The sequence below is a fragment of the Streptomyces rimosus subsp. rimosus genome, assembly GCF_000720725.1.
Taxonomy (GTDB): Bacteria; Actinomycetota; Actinomycetes; order Streptomycetales; family Streptomycetaceae; genus Streptomyces; species Streptomyces rimosus_A.
Window position 1 is genome coordinate 15,707 of the sequence record NZ_JOCQ01000108.1, and the last position, 11,696, is coordinate 27,402.

10 protein-coding genes and 1 pseudogene are annotated in these 11,696 nt (G+C 72.9%); 8 read left to right on the forward strand and 3 right to left on the reverse strand.

Annotated features, from left to right (window positions below; genetic code table 11):
* The first annotated feature begins 5 nt into the window (after window positions 1-5).
* The 5 genes from IH45_RS0135540 (at window position 6) to mscL (ending at window position 6,086) form a co-directional block, all read left to right on the forward strand.
* The gene (locus IH45_RS0135540) at window positions 6-1,577 is read left to right on the forward strand and encodes a potassium/proton antiporter (protein WP_050515417.1); all 1,572 of its coding nucleotides are present in this window, start codon (window positions 6-8) and stop codon (window positions 1,575-1,577) included.
* 326 nt (window positions 1,578-1,903) lie between these two features.
* Window positions 1,904-3,244, forward strand: coding sequence for an MFS transporter (locus IH45_RS0135545; RefSeq protein WP_030678464.1), 1,341 nt, complete (start codon window positions 1,904-1,906; stop codon window positions 3,242-3,244).
* A 69-nt stretch (window positions 3,245-3,313) separates the two neighbouring features.
* Window positions 3,314-3,661: an FmdB family zinc ribbon protein gene (locus tag IH45_RS1000000147270; RefSeq protein WP_030678467.1), complete on the forward strand. Its 348-nt coding sequence runs from the start codon at window positions 3,314-3,316 to the stop codon at window positions 3,659-3,661.
* A gap of 153 nt (window positions 3,662-3,814) precedes the next feature.
* Entirely contained in the window at window positions 3,815-4,648 is an 834-nt protein-coding gene (locus tag IH45_RS0135555) for an S-methyl-5'-thioadenosine phosphorylase (RefSeq protein ID WP_030678468.1), read from the forward strand.
* Window positions 4,649-5,567: 919 nt separating this feature from the next.
* On the forward strand, window positions 5,568-6,086 hold the full coding sequence (mscL, locus tag IH45_RS0135560; RefSeq protein ID WP_030678469.1) for a large conductance mechanosensitive channel protein MscL: 519 nt from the start codon (window positions 5,568-5,570) through the stop codon (window positions 6,084-6,086).
* A 40-nt stretch (window positions 6,087-6,126) separates the two neighbouring features.
* On the opposite strand, the gene IH45_RS01000000144465 is transcribed toward mscL, so the two are convergent.
* The gene (locus tag IH45_RS01000000144465) at window positions 6,127-6,375 is read right to left on the reverse strand and encodes a hypothetical protein (protein ID WP_032918890.1); all 249 of its coding nucleotides are present in this window, start codon (window positions 6,373-6,375) and stop codon (window positions 6,127-6,129) included.
* A gap of 103 nt (window positions 6,376-6,478) precedes the next feature.
* On the reverse strand, window positions 6,479-7,006 hold the full coding sequence (locus IH45_RS0135570) for an AMP-binding protein (RefSeq protein WP_234440798.1): 528 nt from the start codon (window positions 7,004-7,006) through the stop codon (window positions 6,479-6,481).
* 444 nt (window positions 7,007-7,450) lie between these two features.
* On the opposite strand from IH45_RS0135570, the pseudogene IH45_RS1000000147275 reads away from it, so the two are divergent.
* Window positions 7,451-8,614: pseudogene (locus tag IH45_RS1000000147275) on the forward strand (MFS transporter); the annotation flags it as partial.
* 160 nt (window positions 8,615-8,774) lie between these two features.
* Here IH45_RS1000000147275 and IH45_RS0135580 read toward each other — a convergent pair.
* Complete coding sequence (locus IH45_RS0135580) at window positions 8,775-10,172, reverse strand: MBL fold metallo-hydrolase (protein ID WP_030678472.1); 1,398 nt, start codon at window positions 10,170-10,172, stop codon at window positions 8,775-8,777.
* 252 nt (window positions 10,173-10,424) lie between these two features.
* On the opposite strand from IH45_RS0135580, the gene IH45_RS0135585 reads away from it, so the two are divergent.
* Window positions 10,425-11,210 carry a GntR family transcriptional regulator gene (locus IH45_RS0135585; protein WP_030678473.1) on the forward strand — a complete coding sequence of 262 codons (786 nt, stop codon included), beginning with the start codon at window positions 10,425-10,427 and terminating at the stop codon, window positions 11,208-11,210.
* Window positions 11,211-11,247: 37 nt separating this feature from the next.
* The coding region (locus tag IH45_RS0135590; RefSeq protein WP_158813379.1) for a sulfite exporter TauE/SafE family protein at window positions 11,248-11,696 on the forward strand (449 nt) is incomplete at its 3' end.

An 11,696-nucleotide genomic window follows, 5' to 3' on the forward strand; every position in this document is an offset into this window, starting at 1 on the left:
TCGCGGTGGCCGCGGTCCGGGTCTCGTCCCGGAGCGGGCTGCCCAGCCTGCTCATCTATCTGGGGATAGGCATCGCCATAGGGCAGGACGGTTTCGGCGGCGTCGTCTTCGACAACGCCGAACTGACCCAGATACTGGGCTACACCGCGCTGGTGGTGATCCTGGCCGAGGGCGGCCTCGGCACGAAGTGGAAAGAGATCAAACCGGCGCTGCCCAGGGCCGCGGTGCTGTCGACGCTCGGCGTCGCGGTGAGCGTGGGGGTCACCGCGGCCGGGGCGCACTACCTCGTCGGCCTGGAATGGCGTCAGGCGCTGCTCATCGGCGCCGTGGTGTCCTCCACGGACGCGGCGGCGGTCTTCTCCGTACTGCGCAATGTGCCGCTGCCCGCCCGGCTGACCGGTGTCCTGGAGGCCGAGTCCGGCTTCAACGACGCCCCCGTCGTGATCCTCGTCGTGGCCTTCTCCACCGCCGGACCGGTGGAGCACTGGTACGTACTCATCGGCGAGATCGCGCTGGAGCTGGCGATCGGCGCCGCCATCGGCCTGGCCATCGGCTGGCTGGGCGCGTACGGCATGCGGCACGTGGCGCTGCCCGCCTCCGGCCTGTACCCGATCGCGGTGATGGCCATCGCGGTCTCCGCCTACGCGGCCGGCGCGCTGGCGCACGGCTCCGGGTTCCTCGCGGTCTATCTGGCCGCGCTGGTCCTCGGCAACGCGAAACTGCCGCACTCGGCCGCCACCCGCGGCTTCGCCGAGGGCCTCGGCTGGATCGGCCAGATCGGCATGTTCGTGCTGCTCGGCCTGCTGGTCACGCCGCACGCGCTGTACGACGACGCCGTACCGGCCCTGGTCATCGGCCTGATCCTGACGATCGTGGCCCGGCCCACCTCCGTCTTCCTGGGGCTGCTGCCCTTCAAGGTGCCCTGGCGCGAGAAGGCCCTGCTCTCGTGGGCCGGGCTGCGCGGTGCCGTACCGATCGTGCTGGCCACCATCCCCATGGTGGGCGGCGTGCCCGGCAGCGGCCGGGTCTTCAACATCGTCTTCATCCTGGTCGTCGTCTACACGCTCATCCAGGGGCCGACGCTGCCCTGGCTGGCCAGGAAGCTGCGCCTGGGGGACGACGAGGAGGCCGCCGACCTGGGCATCGAGTCGGCGCCGCTGGAGCGGCTGCGCGGCCATCTGCTGTCCACCACGATCGGCCCGAAGTCGCGGATGCACGGCGTGGAGATCAGCGAGCTGCGGCTGCCGCCGGGCGCCGCGGTCACCCTCGTCGTACGGGACGGGACCAGCTTCGTACCGTCGCCGACGACCGTGCTGCGGCGCAGGGACGACCTGCTGGTCGTGGCCACGGATCCGGTACGGGACGCGGTCGAGAACCGGCTCCAGGCGGTCTCCCAGCACGGCAAGCTGGCCGGCTGGCTGGCGCCGGGCACACCAGGCGGGCGGCGGCCCGTCAAGAAGGCCGGGGTACGGCCGGGCGACCGGTCCGGCGAGCGGCCGGAAGGCAAGGCAGGGAAGCCCGGCAAGCATCCGGACGGCAGGACCGGAGGGCGGCCGCCGCATACACCGGCGCGGTGAGCGGGACGGCTGCACCGGCGCGATGAGCGGGACGGCCACACCGGCGCGGTGAGCGGGACGGCCGAAAAATCCACGGGAGGCCCTGGTCGACACCAGGGCCTTTCGCGTACCGGCCTGTACTATGACATGGCAATCAAAGGAACCAACTCTGCCTGACGCAGAGCTGGCGCGACCGCTCGGCGGCCGCGGTCCCCTGCCACACGCAGCCACCTCCCAGGTGCGGACCACGCGGTATCACTCGGTCCAGCGCGAGAGGACAGCTCTCGGCGCGCACCCCGTGACAACCTGGCGGGCAGCGCGCTACCAGGCGGCAGAAAGGCTCGGCCGTGGCATCCGCGGTCAAGGACAACGCGGGCAGGGGCGCCCGGGGCGAGGCCGCCCAGGACACGACCACCCCCGCCCAGCAGACTCCGGTCAAGGACGTCCGTCCCGGTTACGGACAGCTGCTGCGCACCCCCGGCGCATGGGCGTTCCTGCTGCCGGGCTTCCTGGCCCGCCAGCCCTTCGCGATGCTGACGTTCAGCATCCTGCTCCTCGTCCAGCACACCACCGGCTCGTACGGCACCGCCGGTGTCGTCTCCGCGGTGACCGGCGTCTCGATGGCGCTGTTCGCGCCGCAGAGCGGCAAGCTGGCGGACCGGTTCGGGCAGCGCGCGGTGCTCGTGCCCGGCGTACTGGTGCACGCCGTGGCGGTCGCCGCGCTGATCACGCTGGCGCTCTCGCACGCCCCCCTGTGGGCGCTGCTGGTCGTCGCCGTACCGACCGGCGCCTCGACGCCGCAGGTCGGCCCGATGGTGCGCTCCCGGTGGGCGGCCAAGCTGACCGGCACTCCTCTGATGCCGACGTCCACCGCCTTCGAGTCGGTCACCGACGAGTTCACCTTCGTCATCGGCTCGGTGCTGGCCACCGCGCTGTGCACCGGCATCCACCCGGCGGCCGGCCTGATCGCCGAGGGTGCCCTGACGCTGGGCGGCGGCCTGCTCTTCGCGGCGCAGCGGCGCAGCCAGCCGCCGGTGCACCGGTCCGCGGACAGCTCCGCCAAGCGCGTCTCGGCCCTGTCGGTGCCGGGCCTGCGGGTCCTGATCGCGGCTCTCTTCGGCATCGGCACGGTCTTCGGCGGCATGCAGGTCTCCCTCACCGCCTTCACCGAGGACATCGGGCAGCCCGGCATCAACGGCCTGCTGTACGGCGTCTTCGCGGCGGGCAACATGCTCGCCGGCATCGTCTGCGGCGCGATCGCCTGGAAGGTCGGCCCCCGGCGCCGCCTGCTGGTCGCGTACGCGCTGCTGGCGCTGATGACGACTCCGCTGTGGGCGGTGGCCGTGGCGCCCCTGATGGGCGCCGTGGGCCTGCTGGTGGGCCTGTGCATCGCGCCCGCGCTGATTACCGGCTACACGCTGATCGACTCCCTGGTGCCGGCCGCGGCCCGTACGGAGGCCTTCACATGGCTCACCGGCGCGGTCGGCCTCGGCCAGGCGGCGGCGTCCACGGTCGCCGGCCTGATGGCGGACCACTTCGGTCCGCATGCCGGATTCCTGGTGCCGCTGTGCGGTACGGGGCTGGCGCTGGTGGTGCTGGCGGTGTTCCGGGGACACCTGGTGCCGCGCTCCGAAACCCGGGTGATCGGACGTGGGGTCGGTCACCGAACCCCGGCAACAGTGGACTGACGGGCCGGAATACTGCACTATGGAGCGTCGTTAGCACTCATTGAGTGAGAGTGCCAGGAGGAAGTCACAGTGCCGACCTACCAGTATCAGTGCACCGCGTGCGGCGAGGGCCTTGAGGCGGTGCAGAAGTTCACCGACGACGCGCTCACCGAGTGCCCCGCTTGCCAGGGACGCCTGAAGAAGGTGTTCTCCGCGGTCGGCATCGTGTTCAAGGGCTCCGGGTTCTACCGGAACGACAGCCGCGGCTCGTCGTCCAGCAGCAGCCCCGCGTCGTCCCCCTCGTCCTCGACGAGCTCTTCGTCGTCGGGTTCGTCGTCGTCGGGTTCCTCGTCCTCCTCGGGCGGCGAGTCGAAGTCGTCCGGCAGCTCTTCGAGCTCGTCGGGCTCCAGCTCGACGCCCAGCACGTCGGCTGCCTGAGCAGCACCCCAGCGGCGCTCCCTCCCGGCAGGGCCGAGCGCCCGGCAACTCTTCGCGGAAGCCCCACCGTCGCGGACGGTGGGGCTTCGGCGTACGCGGAAACGCCATCCCGGCGCCCTCCTCGCCGCCCCTCCCCCCGATTACTGTGACCGCATGGCTGACGCGGAGATCGGTGTCATAGGCGGGTCCGGCTTCTACTCCTTCCTCGACGACGTGACCGAGATCACGGTCGACACCCCCTACGGCGCTCCCAGCGACTCGCTCTTCCTCGGCGAGGTGGCCGGCCGCCCGGTCGCCTTCCTGCCCCGGCACGGCCGTCGGCACCACCTGCCGCCACACCGCATCAACTACCGCGCCAACCTGTGGGCGCTGCGGTCGGTCGGCGTACGGCAGGTGCTCGGCCCGTGCGCGGTCGGCGGGCTGCGCGCGGAGTACGGGCCGGGAACGCTGCTCGTACCGGACCAGCTCGTGGACCGTACGAAGGCCAGGGAGCAGACCTACTTCGACGGGACGCCCCTGCCGGACGGCAGCGTGCCGAACGTGGTGCACGTGCCGTTCGCCGACCCGTACTGCCCGGCCGGGCGGCAGGCGGTGATCGCGGCGGCCCGGGGGCGCGCGTGGGAGCCGGTGGACGGCGGCACCCTCGTGGTCGTCGAGGGCCCGCGCTTCTCGACCCGCGCGGAGTCCCGGTGGCACGCGGCGCAGGGCTGGTCGGTGGTCGGCATGACCGGCCACCCGGAAGCGGCGCTGGCCCGCGAGCTGGGCCTCTGCTACACGTCGCTGACGCTGGTCACGGACCTGGACGCGGGTACGGAGACGGGCCAGGGCGTCTCGCACGCGGAAGTTCTGGAGGTCTTCGGCCGAAACGTCGGGCGGCTGCGCGAGGTGCTGTTCGACGCGGTGGGCGCCTTGCCGGCGACGGCGGAACGGGGCTGCCTGTGCGGGGAGGCGCTCGCGGGGGTGGAGTCGGGGATTCAGGCGCCTTAGGGGGATCAGCTGAAGATGCGGGCGTGCCTTGGGGGGATTGGGCTGGGCCGGAAACCGGGCTGGGTCGGGTGTGAGAGGGCCTGGGCACTCGGGCGGGTGAGCGGGTTTTCCACAACCCGTGGGTAGCGGGTCCGGCCGTCCACAGGGCCGAGCGGGCTTCGGCGAGGTCCGGCACGGTGGGGGTCGTCCGCACCGATTCCTTCCGGCACCGCAGGCGGTGGTCACCGTGTCCCAACCCTCCTCCCTCCACGCCTTCTCCGGCCTCTCCCCGGCCCTCGTCCCCGCTCCTCCGCTCCCCCTCCCTCCACCGTGTGAGGTTGCCCACTTCGCTCCCGTACGGGCCCGCGGCGGACGCCACCGACTGCGCCGCGCGGTACGGCGGCGACGACGGACCCTGACGGCGGGACTGGCGATGACGGCCGCGGCCCTGGCCGCGACGGCCCACCAGAGCGGCGAAGGGCGCGCCTCGGGCGTCGCGGGCGCCTGCGCCGCACCGGCACCGGGAGCGGCGCCGGGGGCCCCGGAAACGGCACCGGGAACGGCACCGGGCACGCACCTCGAAGGGGAGCGGGAAGGGGTGCGGTCATGAGGCATCAGACCGCACCGAGGACTGCTCCGAGGACCGCTCCGAGGACCGCTCCGAGGACCGTCGCACGACCCGCCCCCCGGATCGCCGGGCAAGATCGAGTGGCCTTTGCCCGATTTGCTCGCCACACTGGCAAAAGTGGCGGGGTGCGTTCGGCGTGCCGGTGGGAAGGCTCTTCCCCGGCCGACCGGAAGAACGCGACGCCGATCCGTACGGACACTCTGTCCGCTCACCGGTTCAGGTCATGGGATTGGACAGCCACGCCCTGCCCTGCCGTAGGTTGCGGTGCTGTTCGTTGCACAGTGCGTAGTGAGTGTGGAAAGAGGCTTTCAGGTGAGCGAGAAGACGGGCGTACTCACGGGGTTCAAGGAATTCCTGATGCGCGGCAACGTGATCGAGCTCGCTGTGGCGGTCGTCGTCGGAGCCGCGTTCACGAACATCGTGAACACCGTGGTCAAGGGCGTCATCAACCCGATCGTCGGCGCCCTGGGCTCGCAGAACCTCGACCACTACAAGGCCTGCCTGACCACCTGCCACACGGATGCCAAGACGGGCGACTACACCGACGGCATCTACATCCTGTGGGGATCGGTGCTCAGCGCGGTCCTGACGTTCCTGATCACCGCCGCGGTCGTGTACTTCCTCATGATCCTGCCGATGAACAAGTGGAAGGCGCGCCAGGAGGCCAAGAAGCCGGTGGACAATGCCCCGGCCGACCCGACCGAGGTCCAGCTGCTGATGGAGATCCGCGACGCGCTCGTCGCGCAGCGCAACGGCTCGGCCAATGGCTCGGCCGGCGGATCGGCGACCGGTGGCGTCGGCTCGGTGGTCACACAGAAGACACAGCAGTAAGGGGCGCAGGCCCCACGGCGAAGCCGCCCCGGCGCCTCGGTCAGAGGTGGTGGGGCGGCTTTTCGTCGAGGAAGCGCGCCAGGTCGGCAGCGCTGTCACTGCCGCCCGGACGCTCGCCCCAGCCACGATCGGTGTCGTCCGACGACGGCCGACTCAACGGATCATCGAAGATCAACGCCGCCAGCGCCTCGGCCCGCGCGGGCCGCACAGGCTGCCCGGCCTGCTCCATATCGGCCTCGGGGGCGGCGGAGGCACCGGCCTCGGGCCGGGATTCAGGGGTGGTACTCACCCCTCCAGGGTACGGCCGCCGGGGCAGGGGCCGGTTGGGGTTGGCGGGGCGGCGGTTGCGGGTAACAGCAGCGCGCAGGGACGGCAGGCCCGGATGACCGACGTCAGCGGACGGCCAGGGCCTCGTGCCACCAGTGGTCGCGGCCTGCGGTCCAGGACACCGGGCGGCTGGTGCGGTTGACGACCAGTACGGACCGTACCTGGGGGCAGCCGTGCCGTAGCGCGCGGTCCAGTACGGGCTTGACCGGCCGGACCGCTCCGTCCCAGAACGCGGCGTCCGCCGTGATGACCACCTTGGCGCCGGACTCCCGGGTGCGGGCGGCGAGCTCCGGCACGGTCAGGTAGACCGGCAGCGTCGTGCGCACGGCGTCGAGCCGACCGCAGGCCAGTGTGACGATCACGGACTCCGGCACCAGCGGCAGGTGCACCGCCACCGGGTCGCCGGCCCGTACCCCGAGCCGGGCCAGCGCCGCCGCGGCCCGCTTGGCCTGGCCCATGAGCATGGTGTGGGTCAGCTCCTCGTGACGTCCCGGCTCGCCGTGCCAGGTGAGGGCTATCGGGGACGGGGACGCCGGGGGCTCTTGCGGTACCCGGGTCGCTTCTGCATGCTCGGAGGTCACACTGCGCAACATGCGGACCAGCATGAAGATCAAGGATCAACGATCGCTGAACGTCCGCTGTACGGCACCGGCCGGCCGCGCCGTACAGGCCGTACGAGCCGTACGAGCCGTACGGACGGTTCACGCGGCGCACGGTGTGCGAACCGCTCTCGCGGCGCCCCCAGGGCAGCGTCGCTTCTCGTGCCCTTGGGCGACGTGCCCGTAGGACCTCACCCGTAGGACCTCATAGGTGCCCGTAAGCGCCCTCACGTCTTTGCCCCGTCTCCGGCACGCCCAATCCCCCACCTTCACCTTCTCTTCCCGTACGTGATGCGCCGCGCCCACCCGCGCGGCGCGAGAGGTGGGCCGGTGTGCCGGATGTGTGAGTGGAGTCGCGAGCGTCGTCGTGGGTTGTGGGCCGTGGTGGCCGTGGCGATCGGTGGATTCTGTGTCCAGCTGGACGCCTTTGCGCTGAACATGGCGCTGCCGGTGATCCGCCGGGACCTGCACGCCTCGGCAGCCGCGGGCCCGTGGGTGATCAGTGCGTACCTGCTGGCGGCCGGGGCGTTGATGCCCGCTGCCGGGCGGCTGGCCGATGTGTTCGGGAGGCGGCGGCTGCTGGTACTGGGGCTGGCGCTTTTCGGAGGTACGTCGGCGGCGTGCGCGCTGGCGCCGTCGTTGCCGTTCCTGGTGGCGACCCGTGTGGCGCAGGGGGCGGGCGGGGCGCTGGTCATGCCGGTGGGGCTGGCTCTGCTGACACGTTCCTTCCCGCCGGAGCGGGCGCGCGTCGCGACCGGGTACGCCCTCGGGCTGGCCGGTCTGGCCACGGCTTGCGGCCCCTTCGTGGGCGGGGCGCTGGCCGACGCCCTGTCCTGGCGAGCCGTGTTCTGGATCAATGTGCCGCTGTGCGGGGCGGCGGTGCTGTCCGCCCGGCGGGCACCGGAATCCCGGAACGGGAGCGGCCCCCGGAGAGGCCGGGAAGGCCGGAGGGGCTGGAGGGGGCAAACGGTTCAGAGGGGGCCGAGGGGCGAGGTGGGCTGGGGCACGCTGGCCCTGGCGACCGGGGTGCCCGCCTGTTCGGCACTGGCCGTGGAGAGCGCGGGCACGTGGTGGCACGCCGGCGGTTGGGCTGCGGGTGCACTGGTGCTCGGGGCCTTGTTCGTACGCGCTGAGCGCCGATCGCGCGCGCCGTTGGTCGACCGCTCCCTCTTCCGCAACGGGCCGTACGTGACTCTCACTTCAGCCGGTGCCGTGGCCAACGCGGCAACCGTGGTGCTGCTGTTCGCGGTCCCGCTGATGCTTCAGGAAACACTGGGGATGTCCGTACTGGGCGCGGGGACCGCCTTCCTCGTACCGGCGGTGGCGATGGCCGCGGCCGGGCCGGTGGCCGGGCGGGTGCCGCCCCACTCCGCCGAGCGGGCGATGGCCGCCTGCCTGGGCCTCGCGGGGGCGGCGCTGGGAGTACCGGCGGCGCTGGGAGTGCCGACGGTGCTGGAACCAGCGCCGTCCGGTGCGCTGCCAGGTCCAGGTGGCGGCGGCTCCTCGCTCGTACTGCTTGCAGCCGCCACCGTGGCCGCCGCGGCCCTGGGCGTGGCGGGCGCCCTGGTACTGACCGCCACCCAGGCCGTCGTCCACCCGGACCGCGTGGGCGAGGCGTCCGGGCTGACCAAGTGCGCGATCACCGTGACAGCCGGGCTGGGCCTGGCCCCCGCGGGAACCGCCCCGGGCGCCGCCCTGTCCGGGGCCGCGGCCGGATGCGCGACGGCGTGCCTGGCACTGTTCGCCCGCAGGGCGGCCGCCCTCATCCGCAGGCGGAAACGGCCCCCTCGTACCCCCCGACGATGTCCCGTACGTCCCGGAACCCCCGGGCCTCCAGCAGGGCCGCGGCGATCACGGAGCGGCTGCCGCTGCGGCAGTAGAGGACGACCGGGCGGTCCGGGTCCAGGGTCGTGCAGCTGGTGGGAAGGGTGGCGAGGGGGAGGTTGACGGCGCCGGGGAGGGCGCCCGCCGCGTACTCGGACGGGTTGCGGACGTCGACCAACTGGGCTTCGGTGGACAGCGCTTCGTCGGCCGGCAGGCGGTGGGTGCGCGTCACCAGGTCGGGGTGGCGGGCGAGTTCGGCGGCCGGGTCCGGTACGTGGCCGAGGACGTGGTCGTACCCGATACGGGCCAGGCGCAGGCGCGCCTCGGACTCCGTACCCGGGTCGCTGATGAGGACGATCGGCGTGCCGGGCTCCACCACACTGCCCGCGTACTCGGCGAACCGGGTGTCCAGGCTGGTGTGCAGCGACCCGGTGAAGTGCGCCTCCGTATAGGCGGCGAGGGGGCGGCTGTCCAGAAGGACGGCGCCCGCGTCGCGGCAGGCGGCCAGGGCCGCGTCCAGGCTGAGGGCGGCCGGCGGCGCGGTGTCCAGGAGGGGGTGGCCGTCGCGGTTGAGGGCCGCGTCGTGCGCGAAGTAGCCGGGGGTGGCGGGCTGCCCGGCCGTGACCAGGCGCACGAACTCGGCCTCCGGCATGGGCTGGAGCGCGTAGTTGTAGCGGCGCTGCTCGCCGATGGTGGAGGTGGTCTCGGTGGAGAGGTTGCGCCCGCAGGCGGAGCCCGCGCCGTGGGCCGGGAAGACGCGGGTGGCGTCGGGGAGGGTGAGCAGCTTGTCGTGCAGGGAGCGGTGGAGCCGTCCCGCCATCTCCTCCGGCGTCAGTCCGGTCGCGGCGAGCAGGTCGGGGCGGCCCACGTCGCCGACGAAGAGGGTGTCGCCGGTCAGTACGCCGTACGGCTCGGGCGCGTCCGGCTGTTCGTGTACGACGACGCAGATGGACTCCGGGGTGTGGCCGGGGGTGGCCAGGATGGTGAGCGTGACGCCGGAGGCGGCCGCACCCGTGGCGGCTCCGTCCGTGTCCGCCCCCAGGAATATCCGCTCCCCGTCCCGCAGCCGCCGTATCGGATAGCCCGTCTCCGCGGCCTCGCCGAAGGCGATGGTGGCGCCGGTGGCGCGGGCCAGTTCCAGGTGTCCGGAGAGGAAGTCGGCGTGGAAGTGCGTCTCGATGATCAGCTCGATGCGCAGTCCGGCCGCTTCCGCGTCGCGCAGGTAGTCGTCGATGTCGCGGCGTGGGTCGACGAGGACCGCCCGTCCGGTGGTCTCGTCGCCGATCAGGTACGACGCCTGGGAGAGGCAGTCGAGGTAGTACTGCGCGAAGTGCACGGTCGACCTCCGTGGTCCTGCGGGCCCGCCGAGCCGCGGACCCCGCGGGGGGTTGTTGTGCGGATGCACGGATGTACGTACATTAGGCAGTCCAGGCCGTTGCCGACAAGTTCGGCTGTGCAGTCCGGTCCCGCCGCTCCCGCCGGTGCGGCCCGGCCCCGGCCGGTGCAGCCCGACCCGCCCGTACCGTACGCGGGACCCGCCCGCGTACGACCCGCAACGTACGGCCCGTACCCGCTCGGAGGCGACTTCATGACCGCACATCCCCCGGGCCCGCGTCCCCTGGACCGGCGCTCACCGCTTCCCCTGTGGGCCCAGCTCTCCGAAGACCTGCGTCGCCGTATGGAAGCGGGCGAGTTCACCGACGAGTTCCCGGCCGAGCACCGGCTCACCGGGGAGTACGAGGTCAGCCGGCACACCGTCCGCGAGGCGCTGCGCAAGCTGCGCGCGGACGGGCTGGTGATCGCCGAGCGGGGGCGGGCCAGCCGCCTGAACACCCGGCGCATACAGCAGCCGCTCGGTTCGCTCTACAGCCTCTTCCGCGAGCTGGAGGGCCAGGGCGTGGAGCAGCGCAGCGAGGTGCTGCGGCTGGAGCGGACGGCGGACGGCCCGATCGCCGACCAGCTCGGTCTCGTGCCGGACGCCCCGCTGATCGTCCTGGAGCGGCTGCGGCTGGCGGACGGCGAGCCGCTGGCCCACGACACCACGTACCTGCCCGCCGAGGTGGCCGAGCCGCTGCTCGACGCCGACTTCCGGCACACCTCGCTGTACGGGGAGCTGCAGCAGCGCTGCGGGGTGAAGGTCACCGGCGGCCGGGAGCGCATCCACCCCTTCCTGCCGGACATCCGGCAGGCGTGGCTGCTGGGGCTGGCCGACCGCGAGCCCGCGTTCGCGATCGAGCGGCTGGGCCGGTCCGGGGAGCGGCCGGTGGAGTGGCGCGAGACCGTCGTACGCGGCGACCGCTTCACCTTCGTCGCCGAGTGGACCAGCGACAGCCGGGCGGTCGAACTCGCGCCCCGGGCGTCGTGTCCGTCATGAGGGCGGGGGGCGGGCCGCGGACGCCCCGTCGGGCACCATGCCGTTGCTAGCCGTGACGGCGCTGCCCTGCGGGCTGGTCATCGGGCTGCTGTTGGGCGCGCTCGGTGGCGGTGGGTCGATCCTCGCCGTACCGGCGCTGGTCTACCTCCTGCACCAGTCGCCGCACGAGGCCACGGCGGGCGCGCTGGTCGTGGTCGGTATCGGCGCGGCCTCCGGCCTGGCCTGCCACGCCCGCGCGGGCCGGGTCCGCTGGGCGGCGGGCGCGGCCTTCGGCGGGCTGGGCACCGCCGGTACGTTCCTGGGCTCGCGCTGGAGCGCGGCGCTGGACCCGACGGTCCTGATGACGGCGTTCGCCGGGCTGATGCTGGTGGTGGCGGCCGCGATGCTCGTACGGACCTGGCGCGAGCGGGCGAGGGCGTGCCCGGCCGAACAGGACACGGCGTGGCCGGCCGCGCGCCGCGCCCCGGCCCCGCCCCCCGCCGTAAC